Origin of the sequence: Faecalibacterium sp. BIOML-A4, assembly GCF_009679665.1 — a bacterium.
GTDB classification, from domain to species: Bacteria; Bacillota; Clostridia; order Oscillospirales; family Ruminococcaceae; genus Faecalibacterium; species Faecalibacterium taiwanense.
In genome coordinates, this window is record NZ_WKZG01000018.1 from 61,431 (window position 1) to 78,603 (window position 17,173).

A 17,173-nucleotide genomic window follows, 5' to 3' on the forward strand; every position below is an offset into this window, starting at 1 on the left:
AGCGTCCATTATGAAATGCCCTAAATGCGGGACAGAATTCGATGAAGGCATCTTTTGTCCTGAGTGCGGAACACCCATTTCGCAGCCCTCAAAAGAGGAATCGTCCAATCCGATTTCCTCTAACACAGAGAAGTTCAAACCTGATGCAGAAATACCCACTCCTCCGTCCAGCCCATCCGAACCTCCAAAGCGTAAGCCTATAAAAACTCCTTCCGAAAAGAAATATGATAAATGGTCAATGATTTTTGGAATAGTGGCTTTGGTCACGATGGGGGCGCTCATTGTACCCGAAATCTTGGGATTCCATTACGCCGCAAAGGCAAATAAAACTGGCACGACTTCAAAAAAATCGAAGATCGGAACGATATGTAGCGCACTAAGCGTCCTTATTCTCTTTGCAGTGTTTCTTTCCTCCTCTGAAAATGCTTTTCTGACTTCGGCTCTAACTTTTATTGGTGCAGGACTTATTATTGCCTTTTGGTATTTTCTTGCACGGTTTGTCGTTCATCTTCTGAAAAGGGAAAGCAAGAAAAAAGATGCTATTTTCATGGCTGTTACACTCATTATCGGAATTGTGATAATGATGCTTGCCATGGAAACAGATCCACAAGCACGTTGCAAGCACGAGTATACAACCACCAAAGATGTACAGCCAACCTGTACAGAAGATGGAGAAATTATAAAGGAATGCAGCCTGTGTGGAAAGAAAGTTGACACTGTGCTCCCCGCAACAGGACATACCATGGTCGAAATCTCTCGGACAGAAGCATCTGAAACAAGCGATGGCTCTATTGTTTCTAAATGTTCTGTGTGCGGATATGAACATACCGAAATCATTCCGCAGCTTGAGTCCAGTTCTTCTGTTGAGGAAGATACTTCTAGCTCAGAAAGCGTGGAGCAGAACGCCTCGTCTTTTGAAGAGGAACATTCTTCCGAAAGCTCCGAGCAAGAGACGGAAAGCACGTCCACAATCACAGCAACTTCAACTGGTTTTTCTTTCCCCCAAAAATACACAGACAAGCGCAATAAAGTCCTCGCATTGATCGGCAAAGGTACAGGGGTAGACGTGTACTTTTCGCATGACGCACTGACTCAATCTTTTGATGGAAAAGCAGACTATACTTTCTACGGAAATATTAAAGATGGTAAAGCTGATGGCATCGGACTGGTTTACCGCGATCATAAACTGGTCTTCGGTGGCGAATTCAAAAAAGGAAAGCCCAGCGGTTATGGAATCGTTTTTGATTCAGACATTCCCAATGTTGACTACGCATATGAAGGCGACGACTGCTCGACTATTACAATGCTAGTTGTTCATCATCGCTTTGTCGCATCCGGTGATGGATATATTTACTATGGTTTTAAGACCTGTCGTGATACACAAACCACTGGACTGGAATTCAAAGACGACGCATATATCGAATACGATGGAGGATTAAAGGAAAACCAGAAAAACGGTCAAGGTAAGGAGTACATATTCAATTATAGTAAAAATGTGCCATCCCTTATTTATGAAGGCGGCTTCAAAGATGATAAGACCTCTGGCAAGGGAAAAGGTTACTACGAGGGCGGTAGCCTTTATTATGATGGCGAATATAAGAACGGAAAACGTAATGGTAAGGGGACACTGTACAATGAAGACGGCAGTGTTCAATATAAAGGCAACTTCAAAGATGGTAACGCTGCCTAATCTCTACGGGCAGTACAAAAGCAAAATTTGAATGGAGGCTTTAATATGGCTATGAAAGTTATCAAATGCCCTGATTGTGGACATGAACTTGCGCGCTTAATTCTCGGAGGTGGAACAAATCAAACCAAAACCTGTTCTGGCTGCGGTTCTCGTTTTCGTATCATTAAAGACGCTCGTACTGGTAGCGTTAGAGTAGAGCGTGCATAACAAAAAATAAAAATGTGCAGGGTAGCAGCAACGCCGCCCTGCACATTTTTGTTAAGTAAAGGATTTGAGCACTTCTTTCAATGCTTCACGCTGCTCCGAGGTAAGCTGGGCCAGAAGTTCCAAAAACTCCTGTTTTTCTTCTGGGGTGAGCCTGTTCTCCGGCTCAGAATGATTTTGGTGGTTCATAAAAGATACTTGCTCCTTTCGGCAAATCCTGCTCAGCCATCAGTTCGGCACGAATCTGACGCTTATATTTATAATAGGTGTTCCGGGCAAGTCCAGTCAATTTTATGCACTCCATGTCATCCAATGTGCCGCCAAAGGTCTTGCAATGGGTGCGGATGATCTGTTTGGCTTCTCTGGCCTTCTTTGTTTCAAAGCCAACACCCTTTTTGCGGCCAACCTGCTTGCCGTTCAACCGGGCGGTCAAAAGACCCTCACGGGTGCGCTGGTGCAGATCGGCAACTTCTTTTTCGGACTGCTCAAAGGCCAGCTTGATCTGCTCCTTTGCCAAGGCCATCAGATATTCGTTGATGCCCTTTAAGATGAAGTCTACATTTGTCCCTGTCATGGCAATGCTGCCGGACAGGGCTTTTTTGTAAGTTTCAGTGTCGATGTGGTGTTCTTTCAAAAACACCAGTTGGATGCCCTTGTGGTAAAGGTCTTCGTACAGAGCAAAACCCTCTTCTGCATTTCTGGACATCCGGGACACCGAATCGAACACCACCGTATCTCCTGCTTTTAGAACCCGGTAAAGCTTCAGCCACTCCGGGCGAAAGATAGATGTACCGGTGTAGGCTTCCTGCACGATATGGGCAGTCGGGTACTCGGCCTTGATGTTGCGGATCTGACGGTCAATGCTCTGCTTTGCCGTGGAGATGCGGCAATAGCCATAGATGTTCATGGGATTCCTTTCTGGCTCAAAGATAACGAGCGACATTTTTAAGACTGTATTTTGCAGCTCAAAATAGCCTGAAAACCGCTGATTTTGATACAAAACTGTCCATACGGCATCTTTAAGACAGTTTTTGGTAGCCGTAGACAGCCATAAAAGCAGAAATGGTAGTACACGGTTTGTGATTGGTGGTGCCCTCGCCATCCAAGGGAGCGTAGTTCCAGTCGGTGTCCTCGTCAATATATCGCCGCCCATCGTCCGGCAGTTCCAGCGGTTCCGCAAGGATGATGGTGCCCCAGTGATTGACCATCACAAAGGGCGCGATCTCGCAGGGAATACCACGGCATTCGTCATCATGCCGGACATCGTAGGCGTACAGGCCGTCCGGGACAGTATCTCTCTTGATGCGGATGCTGGTGAACAGCGCAGGCTTTCCGCAAACCGTGATTTCTTCGTAGTGTTCGGTCATTGCGTTAACGGTCATAATCTGTCCTCTCCTTATATAAAGAAACAGGACACTCCACACGGACTGCCCTGCAAAAGTAAAGGGAGAGCATCCGAAGACACTCTCCCAGTTGTACATATAATTTTTTGCTTAGCTGATGCCAAGCTCTTTCATCAGCCGAGTACGGTACTCCTTATCTTCTGAAGCCCGCTTTGCATCTTCAATACGGTTCTGATCGAACAGCTTCTTCATCAGCAAAGCCAGCGTATCTTCGCCTTCGATTTTGCCTTCAGCCTTGCCTTTTGCAATGCCTTTCGCAATGCCACGGTTTTCCACTTTATCAAGCACATCGCACATATTGCGTGGGCCTCCTTTCTGGCCATCGGTATTCGTATTGTACGCCTCCTCAAACCGATTATCATTCGTCATAATACTCAGCAGTTGAAGCGTTTCCTGCACATGGGTCAGATCCTGCGAACTCGGAATGTAGTCGCCGTTTTCCTGCTTCTGTACAAAGTAGTCTGCCACGACCTTAAAATCGCTCTGGAAAAGCTCTACCTGCTCATGGGTCAGATAGGCAATCTGGAACAGGTTGATTTTATAGTCGTTGACATACGGCTCAAACTCTTTGGGAATATTCAGTCGCTCTTTCAGGGAAAGCGGCCCATTCCACGGTTTATCGTGGCCGAAGTAAAGCACCAGCGTTACAACCGGATAGAGATTTTCGCTGTCGTTGAGCAGTTGCGCCCGATATTCTGCGCCATCGTAACCCATGACACGGAGCGGCATATTGGGGTCAGAAGCGGTCTGATTTTCAAAGCCGATACAGGCCACACGAATATTTCCGTTCTTCCAGCGTTTGGCAACATCCCGCTCAATCTCACGAATCTTTCCATCTGCCTTGTAGTAGGAGCGTGGAGCCTGATCTTCCAGTTCATCCGCAGACAGAACTTGTTTGCCGTTGAACAGAAGCACGTTCACAATGTCCGAAAAGACATCGTTATAGGATTCCAGAATTTTTTCAGATGTATCCTTTTGCGCCATGCCATCACCTTCTTTTCTCTTGTTATTATAGTAGCATACAGATGTAAAATTTACAAGCATTTGCCTTATGCTACGTTCAATCTGGTGGCTTTGTAACAGTCTGCGCACATTCCCTCATGGGTAGCGGCAAACTCTGCCGCCTGCATGATGGAGCCATCTTTTAGCTTGACCCTCTTGATGGGCTGATTGCACCGGGCGCAGATGCAGGGCACAGGCGGCTGTTCCTGCTTCGGGGCAGCGGATCTCGGTTTCGGCTGCTTTTGCGGCTCTGATTCCGGCTGCGGTGCAGCATCTTCCGGCAAATCCTCTCCGGCATAAACGTACAGGCCCAGACCAAACATAGCGAGGTTCTTTACCAAGCACCGCATGATAGCTTTATTCACATCGAACATGGATGCTGCTTCTACGGTGCGTTCTTCCATGCCGACTTTCTCACGGCGGCGGGTCTGCGGATTGTAGTCCCATTTCGGGGTGGTGTAGGTATAAGGCGTGGCTTTCATCGCTTTATTTGCGCTATCCAGTACAGGCAGCCACATTTCGTGCGAAACGCCCTCAATCGTGACCGAGGTGTACACCATGAAGCCGGTTATGGGATCATAAACATAGGGCAGACCGTTGAATTTTTTGACTTCATAGCTGGCAGAGGGATACAGCTTCTTCACCTCTGCCCAAGCATACGCCCAGCTTACATATTTCAGTTCCGTGTTGCCGGACTTTTTGACTTCCAGATGATCTTTGAAATCGATAGCAAATAATTTTACGAATGGATTTTCTGTGGCCATAAGATAACCTCCAAGAAAAAAGGCGGCAGAGTATTTACTCCCTGCCGCCAATTACAAATGTTATGCCGCATGAACGATGGTGAATCTGCGGCTACTTACATTTTTGCTGTACTGATTGAAAATGTCCGGCTGCTCCTTTTTCAGTCTCTGAGAATCCACTCGTTTGCTTTCGGAGGATACCCACGATACCTTATAACCCGGTGCTGTGCCATAGGCGGCATCCTGCATTTGCAGCTTGACCTGCTGCTCGATGGCCGTTTTCTCCTGTTTCATCTGCTCGATTTGGTCGGAAAGCTCCTGCCGCTTATCCAGAAGTCCATGCAGAGTACTCAGGTCAGCGGTCTTATCCCGGTCGTCTACCTCATACATCTGGTTGATTTTCTGCGTATCACTGTCACAACCGTTGGGTGCAGGGGGAATCCGGGGCACAACATAGTTCGTCCAGAAACGTTCTTCCTTATCAATGAGATCAGAAAGCACCTGCTTATCTGTCACGATTTTGTGAATCACCAGCTCTCTGCCGAAAATCAGAGCCGCCACATACCAGCAGTCGAAACCGCTGACGGCTAAGTAATGGTCAACCTGCGCCAGATAGTGAGCCGGGATTTTCCCATCAGCCCACTTGTCCGCAGAGAAGGGCGAAACCGTCTTGCACTCCAATCCAGCTTTCTGCCCAACGATTAGACGGTCAAAGTCTGCCAGAAGCAGCGGATGTTCCTCACTCTGGTAGATGGCATTTGCACGGCGCACCTTAAACCCTGTTTCTTCGGAGAACCGCTGTGCTACATAATCCTCCAAGTCACGACCCTGACGCATGGCTTCGTTGTCCATATTCTCAATGGTGTCGCTGATTTTGTCGTGGTACACCTGAAATGCGGAGCGGTACGGATTCAGGCCAAGGATAGCCCCGGCATCCGTGCCGGTAATGCCGCATTTGCGGTAACGGAGCCAATCTTCTTTGGATAAGTTCCGTGTAGATACAAGTCGTTTCATGCAATGTTCAACCTCACTTTCATCTGTTCTTCTGCAATGGAGAAATCATATTCCACCAAGTCTTTGATAATGGTGGAAAGCTCATCCACCAAGGTGCGGTCATCATCCAGCCACAGGGTATACAGGAAATCCAGAATGTTCCGCTGCACCCGGAGATGGTTCCAGAAACGCTCGTCCATCTGCTTTTCGGTGTCCAGCGTAATCAAGGCACTGACGATAGTACTTTTCATCGTAATCTCGTATGCCGTGGTGCAAGTAGGCTTTGGAAAATCGGCTTCGATGCTGTTCAGGAACTCAGAAAATTCCCGGACCGCCCGGTTGCTCACATCGTTCATACGTCCTCCTTTATGCTGCTGCCAGCACCATCTTGTAGGCTTTATCAATCATCGGATTGCCCTCTGCGGTGCGCAGGAACAGATTTTCGTTGTAGTTCCGGGTCTTACGGATGGGGTCTGCATGGGTGGCAAAGTCGGAAACAGCATTCACGAACCGCCAGCCGTTCTTTCCAACCCACTCCAAATCAGGTGCGTTGTAGTAGCGAGCCTTCAAATCTTCCTGCAAGCGCAGGTTGTTCTTCCGCTGGCCATCGGTTAAGTCTTCCGTGATGGGGAAGAACTCGTTGATAAACTCCTGCACCTTGCGGTCAGACAGCTTGATGGTGGTCAGCTCATGGATGCCCTTGCCCAGCTCCCCCATATAGCTGTTGGCAAGCTGTAAAGTTTCACGAGCATCTTGCACCCGGAGCAGAACATTTTCGGTGTGGCGAGCAGTCCAGATGCGCTTTGCAGAGTCAAGGGCAAGGTTCAAAGTGTTCTGGCAGACGACACGAACCGGGGTCATGGCAACTTTTACACCAGAACTGCCATCATGGCTGTTGAAGAACACAAGATAGGGGGTCACTTCGTCTCCGGCGATGATGTATTTCTCCGGCAGCTTCGCCAGCATCCAGACCTTCTTGCCGCCCTGCAAAGAACCGGCAGTTTCATAAGTAACGCCTTTACCCAGCAGGTCATCCGTGAACTGGAACGCTTCTTCGTTCTGCACAATGCGGTAGCGGTCAGATACCACGCCCAGAACAGCATCATCGGTGCTGCGGACATTTGCGCGATAGCCGGGAATCATAGTACCCGTGCCGGAATAGATATTGTGGCTCTCCACCTGCCAATCCAGACTAGCCAGCTCCAAGGCTTCACGGCTTGCAGGGGCATCCATGACGATACGGCCAAGGCCGTGCCACGGGGTTTCACGGACAGAGAACATAGTTTCAACGTTTGCAGACATAGTAAAATCTCCTTTTTGATTTGTTTTCGTTAGTTTTTCTTTTCGACTTCTTCAGCGATCAGCACGAGGACTTCAACAAGAACCGTGCCAAGTTTCTGAATGAGCTCAGGTAAAAAGTTCATGGGGACATCTCCTTTCTGTGCGGATGCAGCTTAGAATGAAACCGTAATGGTGATGATGACAACGATGATACGGAACAGCATAGAAAATCACCTCGTATAATAAAATAGTAGTATTTATAGACCGCTCTCCAGCGGAATGCTACAATAAGTTCAGGATGCTGTGGATTGGTATGTATCACCTACCGCAAAGACGGTTTTCGGGAGGCTCCAACCACAGCTTCTTTGTCGAAATGTTAATCAGTTAGATACCGCCAGACGGTTTATTTAGAACGAGGTTACAAGAGCAAAGAAGTCTGTGGTCCTGAACAGCATCGAAATAAATATACTGGAGGCATCAAAATGGTTTGTGTTGGAATTGATGTTGCCAAGGATAAGCATGACTGCTGTATTCTTGATTCAGACGGGACGGTTCGTGCCGACTGTTTTACTATTCCCAACAACATGGATGGATTCAAGCAACTACTTCAGACGATTCGAGACTGTACCAAAAAGTCAGACAAAATAAAAGTAGGACTTGAGGCTACCGGGCATTACAGCTACAACATTCTTGGGTTCCTTCTTGACAACGGTCTGCCAACTTATGTCATTAACCCTTTGCACATCAACCTATACCGAAAGAGTCTCAGCCTTCGTAAAACCAAAACTGATCGTGTGGATGCAAGAACGATTGCAACTATGCTATTGTCCGATGTAGACCTCAAGTCCTACACGGATATAGCATACCATAACGAAGATCTAAAGTCACTAACAAGATACCGATTTGATAAAGTTCAGGAACGCGCTAAACTAAAGCAATCGGTGTCCAGATTGGCTACGATTCTATTTCCCGAATTGGAACAGCTTGTTTCGTCTATCCATGGCACTTCAATCTACGCACTTCTCGGCGAATATCCCGGTGCAAAGCAAATTTCAGAAGTCCATCTTACCAAGCTGACAAACCTTCTTACAACAGCGTCCAAAGGACGCTACGGAAAAGAGAAAGCCATCCAGATTCGAGAGGCAGCCAGAACTTCTATTGGCTCTGTCATGCCTGCCAAATCTCTGGAATTGAAGCATACCATTAAACTCATTCAAGAACTTGCCTCCGAGATCAACGAAATCGAAGATTCTATTCAGAAAATCATAGATGAGCTCAATCCACCAATTCTCTCGATTCCCGGCATGGGAGTAAACTCCGCTGCTGTGATCCTTGCAGAAATCGGGGATTTCTCCAATTTCAGTTCTCCTGACAAAATTCTTGCTTACGCTGGCTGCTCTCCATCTACATACCAGTCCGGAAAACTCACGAACTGCTATGCTCACATGGAAAAACGTGGCTCCCGCTACCTGCGACATGCCCTTTACAACGCAACCAAGTATGTCTGCTACTGGAATCCTGTCTTTGCTGAATACCTTGCCAAAAAACGTGCCGAAGGAAAACACTACAACGTTGCCCTGTCCCACGCCATGAAGAAACTCGTTCGGTTGATTTATGCCTTACAGAAATCCGGGAAAGCATATCTTGCAGCTGCATGATTTTCTCCTGAGCCTGAGCTAATTCCAACAGAAACTTAGCTGGCGCAGCGAACCCTTGACGAACCGAAGCATTCAAATGCTATCCTGTTTGTGCGAGGGCTGGCTGGGCTTGCTTTGCTGTTCTCTCCGTCGCCCTCGCTGCTCTGATTCCAGCATTTGAATGCTGTTTGTCAGGGGCAGCGGTCGGTTGGCGGATTTTTTCATTTTGGGGCTTGACTTTTAATAGTTAGTCTCCAGACATAAAAATAGCCCCTGAGTCTTTCGGCTCAGAGGTTTGTGTTCACCTTTATATTATCTGGCTAAAATTTTTGATTTTGAAACATATCGGCTTGCCTTTTGCCATATGTACGATAAAATAGTGGTGGAGGTGTTATCTTATGATTGAATTTGGCGATATTTTTGACAAAACAGGTGAGACTCGTATTAAAAACACGCTTCCACCTGAACTTGCATCACTTCCTCAGCAATTTCATGAAAACCCAAAAGCTGCTGGAAAGACTTTTTCGATTGAAGATGTTCTTCAACCGATTCTCGATCTTTGTACAGGTTCATCTCATGAAGATTCATGCCAGAAATTTTTAGGCGTTTCCTCTCTTATGTCATCGCTATTACCATACAGCATCCCTCCGTCTTCCAACAGCTACTCACCTTTTACCACTACGGATGAATATGCCGAAGCCGCTGCCACTTCTGATGCAAACAACATTTCTAGACGTTCCATTAAGGTTGATACATCCGCTCCTGAATTATATAAAGTTCTAAACATTCCGTTCTTGTCCCCACCGTCTTTTTCTGTAAATGATTATCTTAGCCGTCTCTGTCATTTTTACAGTTATAGTCCTACTTATGATAAATTTTGTTCAGATTTCATTAGTGACATAGCAGATGCCCTTATATTCAACTTACGGTATATTCAGTTAAAATCTTCATTCGATGACCTTCAAGCACAGTATCCTGCTGTCAAGTTGAAAGCTGTTCAACTGAATCCAAAGTTGCTAAAAGAGGATCAATGGCCTAATTGGAATGAGAAGTCAGACTGCTCTGAACTGATACGCAAATACAACGATATTTACGTTACAGATTTGGATTATCTTCCTTGCGAATACAGCGCATCTTTGAAATCATTTTGCAATACCATTATTCCGACGGACATGATTCATGCCTCTTTTTGTAAATATTCTATGTCTGCTTTCCTCTCCCCCTCTACATCAAACCCATTTTTGACTTTTATAGGATTAAAAGACATCGCTGGTACAGAAAAATACTATACCTCAAGAGCCTTATTCAGCAGCACACATCGAACATTTCGTGCCATGCTAGATGGTCTTAGTTCAGACTTCGATCTTTCTCCAAAATCCGAAGACCGATGGTACTTAGAGAAACTTTTTGGTTTCAATACCGTTGTAGCCCTTTTCCCTTTTTATGGTGAAGAAACCCGTTCCATCCCAGAAGCTTTTGATATTTCTGTTCAAATACTAAAAGTTCTTATGAAGTGCAAACCTCCAAGGCTCCGAATCTATCTAGCCTCCACCGTTTCAACCGCTGCACTCCTAATGAAATATGACAATGAACAGAAAAAGACATCCTGCACAAATCTATATCGTCCAAGTTTTGCCTCCACTTTAATCGAGCCTCTTGCCAAAACCATAGAGTTCTTCAACAGTGCCTATGATGCTCTTCTAAATCTTTCCTATAACTTAGTTCGGGAGCATATCATTGATGCGGAAGACCTTCTTGCTCGAAATGAATCTTCGTTCACTCTCCCGGCCTCGCTCATAGCAAAATCATCTTTCTATCATCTTTCCGTTGAAAATATACAGGCTTGTTCTGCATTGTATACCCCGATTCACATAGAGAAAATGCTTGAATATTTTCCAACCACTGATGCTATTAAAAAGGAATTCAACTTGCGCTCTGATATGTTATCTGGATTTTCTGCATTACAAACCACTGCACTTATAGAAGTCCTTAAAAATTACAAAATCCCACTTCTACCCACAAAAAGCAAACGTTGACTGTTAGTAAATCGGCCTTTGAGCAAATAAAGCTCATGGGCCGATTTTTTTGTCTTACAGCTTACTCCAGATTACGAAAATTTCGTATTTCATCAAATTTATTCGATCTGTGGTATCTTATTCTCACAGAAAGGAGGCCCCAACAATGAGCCAATATTTATCAGAAGATATCAAGCAACCTATCGTTCATAGTCCACCCGGTTTACCCAGAAATGTCTACTTGCTCAAGGCTCCCACAGGATCTGGTAAAACCACCTTCTTTATCAAAGACCTTGTACCGGAGGCCCGACGACGAAGGCAGCAAGTACTCTTGATCGTCAACCGCAGTGTTCTAACAGAGCAGCTCATCAACATCTACCTGAAAGAGTTGGGCATACCGCCCGGAGCTATTGAATTTCCCCAAGAGGGGATTTATCCGCTAGGAGACCTCGTGGTGTGCTCGTACCAGTACATGGCCCGAAGACTTCAAGGCAAGGACACTCCGAACATTAAAATCGGGCCTTTTGAAGCCAAAGAGTACGCCTTTGTGGTTTGTGACGAATGCCACTATTTCATTGCAGATTCGGTGTTCACCACAGATTCGGCTCCTCTCGTGAATCTTCCCAAGGTCTTTGCTCAATCTGTCCGCATCTACGCCTCGGCTACTATGAGCCCTGTCCGAAATGTCATTTTGAAGATGGAGCAAGTTGTAGATTTGGCGGAAAATTTTCCTTATTGGGAAATTTCACCCGGCTTCAGGTATGCCAGAAACAATATGATCTCACAGATATATAGCAACTACAATGGCTTGCTACAACGTGCTCCTTTCTTTGAGGTCATGGGTGCAGAGCCTGATTACAGCTATCTGCACCCTCGCATCCTTGCCGACGGTCAATCCCTTTGGGATGATGTGATCGAACAGTATGAAGCTCATAGTCTTCGTAAGGCGGTTGTTTTTGTTGATTCCAAGAAGCACGGAAAGGACTGCAAAGAAAAGCTAAACAGTCACGGCATCTCCGCTGCCTTTATTGTTTCAGAATCCACGTCCTCTAGGTCATACTCCATGGACGAGTTAGACAAAAAGGTGCTTGAGGAAATCAAGACCAAGAATCGCTTTGAGTCAGTTTCAGTGTTGATTGCCACTTCCGTGCTGGATAACGGCACGAATCTGATTGATAAGGACATTACCCATTTGTACATTTCCGGTACCGAGTACATGGCCGCTGTCCAGCAAGCTGGTCGTGTGCGGATGTATGAAGAAGGCCAAACGCTCGAATTAGTGATTCCACGCAGAGCTAAAAGCTACTTTTCGTCTAGAATCTCCCAATGGAATCGTCAGGAGAATCTACTCGACAAGTGGTTAGATGCTGATGCAAAAACCAGAGAAGATATGTTTTGGAACGGTGAGCTTGAGTTCTTGAGAACAAAGTTCTCTTACAACGAAAGCTCCCATCCGAAAAACAGCATCTTCACGTTTGCCTCTCTCAATTATTACCGTTCTGATGCTCGCGATACTTTACGCAGATTAGAAGGTTCTCCCGATGGATATGTCAAGAAAGCGTTATGTTGGTTTGGCTTCAATTTAAGTGATGCTGTTGACGAAAGCCTTTGTTGCCAAAGTGATGCCATTGAACAGCTCCAGACGTTTCTGGAAGAAACGGCATCAAAACCGCTCAATAAAGAAAGATGGGCCAACTTTCGCCAGCAGTTTCGTCTCTTACACGAAGCAGCCGGAGGAGAAGTTCTTTGTAGCGGAAAGAAAGATCGGACACCGGGAACGCAAGTTATCGAAGAACTTCTTCCATTATATGGCTATCAAGTTAAAACCAGCAACAGACTAAAATTTATCGTTAAGGAGGGTACTTAAAATGATCTATGTTCGCATCTCTAATGAGGGCTATTATGTATCCCTCTCCCGGAAACAAGCTGAAATCGACTTACAGCATTTGCATGGAATTTTACATGAGTGCATCTCATCCAGCGATTGCCTCGATCTTCTCCAACGCGAAGCCAAAAGCCGCCATGCACATCCCCCATCCAAAATCGTGTTGGGAAAGCTTACAAGCTGGGACTATATCCCTTGTTTCATCTGGTCTGAATCTGTCGCAAACACTAAGTTTGTCTTCAAGGGTACTGGTGAGATTCAGGTTTGGTTTGATGAACAACTGGCCGGAACCTATAAGAACTCCTACAACGTAGATTTCAAAAGCAGCCTTATAATCGAAGTGTTGCAAAAAGTAGGCTATATTCCTCTCTATTCCTTTGCTCAGAAGAAACGAGTTTACTTAAATCAATCCGGTGAGATTTGTCAGTGGGTTACAGTTCGCCAGTTATTGCCCCTAGAAGACCAATCCCCTCGCCCAAAACTGTCCAAGCCTTAATTATACTCGCAGACACTTTTATCACCAAGGAGGAAATTTATGAACACCAATCTCAACATTCATTCTGCCACTTTTGCGGTTCCGTTTAACCTCACTGACGACATCAACCGTGATCCCAGTTCCTTGTCTGGCAGTGATACATACACCAAAAAATCTGTTCCATCTGTTCCGCTCTGCGAAAAGTGGCTATTGTCCGTGCCTGAAGCTGCTGCATATTTCGGTATCGGTCAGAACCGAATTTCCGAGCTTGCCTTGCAGGATGGCTGCAAGTTTGTTGTTTTCGTGGGCAATACAAAACGCATCAAACGTAAAAAGTTTGAGGAGTTTCTGGACGAGCAGTACGCCATCTGACACCATATAACGTCCTCTGAAGGACTTGCATAAACCATGCCCACATGATACAATAAAGTGTGTTGTGTGGGCTCTTTTTTCTCAGAAAGGAGCCGCAACATGGGAAAAGATCTTAAAGGAAAAGAGCTTGGGAAAGGACTCGGTCAACGAAAAGAAGATGGCCTGTATTATGCTCGTTGCCGAAATTATCGCGGTGAGCGTAGAGAACGCTGCTTCAAGACCCTGCCAGAAGCCAAAAATTGGCGGCAAGAACAGCTCTATCTACGCTTACACCCCGAAAGCCGAGCTGTAGTATCACCCGACATGACTGTGAACGCATGGTTTAACCGCTGGCTCAAAGATGTCGTTTGCAACCGTGCCCCGAATACGCTTCGGAATTACCGTGAACGCTACGAACATAATGTTCAGCCGTTTATCGGTTCTATGCTGTTGCGAGATGTCAAACCTATGGACTGCCAGATGATCCTGAATGCCATGGAGAGCGACTACGCTGGTTCTACCATCCGCCAGACTTATATGACCATGGGCACATTTTTCAAGAGTGCCAAAGATAATGGCTTCATCGACCGTCATCCTATGGATGGTGTTCGCTATACGAAACCTGTCCGGGCGGTTGATGACATCCACTTTCTGACTGTGGATGAGCAGAAACGGTTTCTGGAAGCTGCCAAAGGCTCCCACAACTATGCTCAGTACGCACTGATTCTGGAAACTGGCTTGCGTACTGGTGAAATGATCGGTCTGACATGGGATGCTATTGACTGGGAGAAACGCACCCTGACGGTCAACAAGACCTTGGAGTTCCGCTACAAGCAAGACGAATGGCGAGCTGGCCCTCCGAAAACGGAATCCAGCTATCGCACCATTCCTTTGACTGACACCGCTTACGGCATCCTGCGGGAAATCTACGACACCAGAGAATACCGCAACGAATCGAACGGCCTGTCCACTGTCCTGACCTTTATGGATCGTAAGACTGGTCAGAAGCGAAAGTTGGTCATGCGTGATCTGGTGTTCATCAACTGGCGCACCGGAATGCCTGCCAAGAACAGCTCCTACGACACTCACCTCTACAAGCTGTGCGATGATGCGGGAATCAAGCGTTTCTGTATGCACGCTCTACGCCATACATACGCTACCCGCGCCATTGAGAGTGGAATGCAGCCCAAAGTCCTGCAAAAGCTGCTGGGTCATGCCAGTATCACGACCACCATGAACCGCTATGTTCATGTGACAGACGATTCCATGAAAGAGGGTGTAGCGCAGTTCGCAAAGGCGCAGGAAGCACAAAAAGGGTGAGAAAAGGGTGAGTGAATCCGATCTGCCCACCCAACGCCAAATTCAGTTTTCGCAAAAAACAACTTATATTCGTTTAATATAGCTGTTTATCATCTACATCATAAAAGGAGAAATCATAACTATGAAATTAGGTATCGTCGGCCTGCCGAACGTCGGCAAGTCCACTCTGTTCAATGCCATCACCTCCACCAAGAACGCAGAAGCCGCAAACTATCCCTTCTGCACCATCGAGCCGAACAGCGGCATCGTAGCCGTGCCGGACAAGCGTCTGGACAAGCTGGCCGAGATCTGGCAGACCAATAAAAAGACCCCTGCCATCGTGGAGTTCGTGGATATCGCGGGCCTTGTAAAGGGTGCCAGTCAGGGCGCGGGCCTTGGCAACAAGTTCCTGGGCCACATCCGCGAGTGCGATGCCATTGTGCATGTGGTGCGCTGCTTTGACGATGACAACATCATCCATGTGGTGGAGGATGTTTCCAAGGCTGAGGCCGTGGACCCCATTGCCGACATCGATGCCATCGACTACGAGCTGATCCTGTCCGACCTTGAGGTGGTGCAGAACCGCGCAGGCCGCATGGCAAAGGCTGCCAAGAGCGGCAACAACAAGGGTGCTGCCGCCGAAGCCGCATGGCTGCAGCAGCTGGCCGACCACCTGAGCGCCGGCAAGCCTGCCCGCAGCTTCGATTTTGACGAGGGCGATGCCGAGCAGCAAGCTGTTCTGCACGAGATGGGTCTGCTGAGCGCAAAGCCGGTGCTGTACGCCTGCAACGTGGGCGAGGACGACCTGATGGAGGGCATCGAAAACAACAAGTATGTCCCGCTGGTGGCCGCACGCGCCAAGGAAGAGGGCGCACGCTACATTCCCATCTGCGCCAAGACCGAGGAGGATATCGCCGACTACTCTCCCGAGGAAAAGAAGGCTTTTCTGGCTGAAATGGGCATTGAAGCCAGTGGTCTGGACAACCTCATCACTGCCAGCTATGATCTGCTGGGCCTGATTTCCTTCCTGACCGACGGCAAGAAGGAGTGCCGCGCATGGACCATCCGCAAGGGCACCAAAGCACCGCAGGCTGCCGGCAAGATCCACAGCGATTTCGAGCGCGGCTTCATCCGTGCCAGCGTCATTGGCTACAGCGATCTGGAAGCCAACAACTTCGATTACGCCGCCGTCAAGGCCAAGGGCCTGCAGCGCACCGAGGGCAAGGAATACGTTGTCAACGATGGCGATGTGATCGAGTTCCTGTTCAACGTCTGATTTTCGGCAAAGATGTCACTTCCGGTTTCGCCCCTTCCCGTGAAAAAGTAAGTTCCAAAAGCCCGCAGGCTTTTGGAACTTACAAAATTAAAAATAACTTTCCGCTATATATGGCCAGAGCGCACGCGTCGGCCATTTAAAATCGTAAAAGAGGTTTCCTATGATTTTCGGTATTATGGGCGCAATGCCCGATGAAGTCGATCAGCTGTGTGCAAAGCTGGAGAATGTCACCGTGGAGCCCTACGGCGGCGTGGATTACCACAAGGGCACGCTGGCCGGCAGACAGGTGGTGGTGTGCTGTGCCGGCATGGGCAAGGCCAATGCCGCCGCCACCACGCAGGTGCTCATCACAAAATTCGGCGCGGAGAAGATCATCTTTTCCGGCATCGCAGGCAATATGACCTCGAAGATCGGCATTGGCGATGTGGTCATCGGCAAGACCGTGCTGTACCACGACGCACAGCTGGACATGATCTGCCAGAACCCGCCGTTCCTCAAGGAATACACCGGCGACCCGGAGCTGATCGCTGCCGCCGAAAAAGCCTGCGCCGAAGCGGGTGTGAAGGCTCTGGTGGGCAAGATCGCCACCGGCGACCTGTTTGTGGGCGACAGTGAAACCAAGGCTGCCATTGAAGCCAAATGCGCCCCCGACTGCGTGGAGATGGAAGGTGCCGCTGTGAGCCAGATTGCCGCCAAGAACGGTGTGCCCTGCGTCATCCTGCGCGCCATGAGCGACAACGCTGACGAGGACGGCCACGAGGTGCTGGTGGTGAAAAAGTTCAGCATTGCGGAATATGTAGCCACCGCCACCAAGATCGTGGCAGCAATGGTGGAAGCACTGTAAAAAAGAACCCTCTCAGTCAATGCTTCGCATTGCCAGCTCCCCCGAAAGGGGGAGCTTTTGACATTCCGGAAACGT

General features: G+C 47.6%; 19 protein-coding genes. 11 read left to right on the forward strand and 8 right to left on the reverse strand.

What is annotated here, in order from left to right; translation table 11 throughout:
- Nucleotides 1-10 precede the first annotated feature (10 nt).
- The gene (locus GKG34_RS12585) at nt 11-1,690 is read left to right on the forward strand and encodes a hypothetical protein (protein WP_154256428.1); all 1,680 of its coding nucleotides are present in this window, start codon (nt 11-13) and stop codon (nt 1,688-1,690) included.
- A 45-nt stretch (nt 1,691-1,735) separates the two neighbouring features.
- Nucleotides 1,736-1,897, forward strand: a complete 162-nt coding sequence (locus GKG34_RS12590; RefSeq protein ID WP_154256430.1) for a hypothetical protein — start codon at nt 1,736-1,738, stop codon at nt 1,895-1,897.
- A 51-nt stretch (nt 1,898-1,948) separates the two neighbouring features.
- Here GKG34_RS12590 and GKG34_RS16090 read toward each other — a convergent pair whose 3' ends face one another.
- The 8 genes from GKG34_RS16090 to GKG34_RS12625 form a co-directional block, all read right to left on the reverse strand.
- Nucleotides 1,949-2,083 carry a hypothetical protein gene (locus GKG34_RS16090; RefSeq protein ID WP_279235899.1) on the reverse strand — a complete coding sequence of 45 codons (135 nt, stop codon included), beginning with the start codon at nt 2,081-2,083 and terminating at the stop codon, nt 1,949-1,951.
- Nucleotides 2,061-2,801, reverse strand: coding sequence for a recombinase family protein (locus tag GKG34_RS12595; protein WP_173015257.1), 741 nt, complete (start codon nt 2,799-2,801; stop codon nt 2,061-2,063). Before GKG34_RS12595 ends, GKG34_RS16090 begins: the two co-directional genes overlap by 23 nt.
- Before the next feature lie 112 nt (nt 2,802-2,913).
- The gene (locus GKG34_RS12600) at nt 2,914-3,276 is read right to left on the reverse strand and encodes an LPD28 domain-containing protein (protein ID WP_154256434.1); all 363 of its coding nucleotides are present in this window, start codon (nt 3,274-3,276) and stop codon (nt 2,914-2,916) included.
- A 111-nt stretch (nt 3,277-3,387) separates the two neighbouring features.
- Nucleotides 3,388-4,281, reverse strand: a complete 894-nt coding sequence (locus GKG34_RS12605; protein ID WP_154256436.1) for an Rpn family recombination-promoting nuclease/putative transposase — start codon at nt 4,279-4,281, stop codon at nt 3,388-3,390.
- Between the two features lie 65 nt (nt 4,282-4,346).
- On the reverse strand, nt 4,347-5,063 hold the full coding sequence (locus GKG34_RS12610; protein WP_154256438.1) for a DUF1071 domain-containing protein: 717 nt from the start codon (nt 5,061-5,063) through the stop codon (nt 4,347-4,349).
- 60 nt (nt 5,064-5,123) lie between these two features.
- Nucleotides 5,124-6,056 carry a lambda-exonuclease family protein gene (locus GKG34_RS12615; RefSeq protein WP_154256440.1) on the reverse strand — a complete coding sequence of 311 codons (933 nt, stop codon included), beginning with the start codon at nt 6,054-6,056 and terminating at the stop codon, nt 5,124-5,126.
- Complete coding sequence (locus GKG34_RS12620; protein WP_154256442.1) at nt 6,053-6,391, reverse strand: DUF3848 domain-containing protein; 339 nt, start codon at nt 6,389-6,391, stop codon at nt 6,053-6,055. Before GKG34_RS12620 ends, GKG34_RS12615 begins: the two co-directional genes overlap by 4 nt.
- 10 nt (nt 6,392-6,401) lie before the next feature.
- A complete protein-coding gene (locus GKG34_RS12625) occupies nt 6,402-7,337 on the reverse strand; it encodes a DUF932 domain-containing protein (RefSeq protein WP_154256444.1) in 936 nt (311 codons plus the stop codon).
- Nucleotides 7,338-7,798: 461 nt separating this feature from the next.
- On the opposite strand from GKG34_RS12625, the gene GKG34_RS12630 reads away from it, so the two are divergent.
- From GKG34_RS12630 to GKG34_RS12665, 9 genes are all read left to right on the forward strand, one after another.
- A complete protein-coding gene (locus GKG34_RS12630; RefSeq protein ID WP_154256446.1) occupies nt 7,799-8,974 on the forward strand; it encodes an IS110 family transposase in 1,176 nt (391 codons plus the stop codon).
- A gap of 377 nt (nt 8,975-9,351) precedes the next feature.
- Nucleotides 9,352-10,989 carry a hypothetical protein gene (locus GKG34_RS12635; protein ID WP_154256448.1) on the forward strand — a complete coding sequence of 546 codons (1,638 nt, stop codon included), beginning with the start codon at nt 9,352-9,354 and terminating at the stop codon, nt 10,987-10,989.
- Nucleotides 10,990-11,134: 145 nt separating this feature from the next.
- On the forward strand, nt 11,135-12,835 hold the full coding sequence (locus tag GKG34_RS12640) for a DEAD/DEAH box helicase family protein (protein ID WP_154256450.1): 1,701 nt from the start codon (nt 11,135-11,137) through the stop codon (nt 12,833-12,835).
- 1 nt (nt 12,836) lies between these two features.
- On the forward strand, nt 12,837-13,349 hold the full coding sequence (locus GKG34_RS12645; protein ID WP_154256452.1) for a hypothetical protein: 513 nt from the start codon (nt 12,837-12,839) through the stop codon (nt 13,347-13,349).
- Nucleotides 13,350-13,388: 39 nt separating this feature from the next.
- Nucleotides 13,389-13,700 carry an excisionase gene (locus GKG34_RS12650; RefSeq protein ID WP_154256454.1) on the forward strand — a complete coding sequence of 104 codons (312 nt, stop codon included), beginning with the start codon at nt 13,389-13,391 and terminating at the stop codon, nt 13,698-13,700.
- A 127-nt stretch (nt 13,701-13,827) separates the two neighbouring features.
- Nucleotides 13,828-13,992, forward strand: a complete 165-nt coding sequence (locus tag GKG34_RS15930; protein WP_243139266.1) for a hypothetical protein — start codon at nt 13,828-13,830, stop codon at nt 13,990-13,992.
- 11 nt (nt 13,993-14,003) lie between these two features.
- On the forward strand, nt 14,004-14,999 hold the full coding sequence (locus GKG34_RS12655) for a site-specific integrase (RefSeq protein ID WP_279235900.1): 996 nt from the start codon (nt 14,004-14,006) through the stop codon (nt 14,997-14,999).
- Between the two features lie 121 nt (nt 15,000-15,120).
- Complete coding sequence (ychF, locus tag GKG34_RS12660; protein WP_097774170.1) at nt 15,121-16,254, forward strand: redox-regulated ATPase YchF; 1,134 nt, start codon at nt 15,121-15,123, stop codon at nt 16,252-16,254.
- Nucleotides 16,255-16,414: 160 nt separating this feature from the next.
- Entirely contained in the window at nt 16,415-17,098 is a 684-nt protein-coding gene (locus GKG34_RS12665) for a 5'-methylthioadenosine/adenosylhomocysteine nucleosidase (RefSeq protein WP_005938270.1), read from the forward strand.
- The last annotated feature ends 75 nt before the right edge of the window (nt 17,099-17,173 follow it).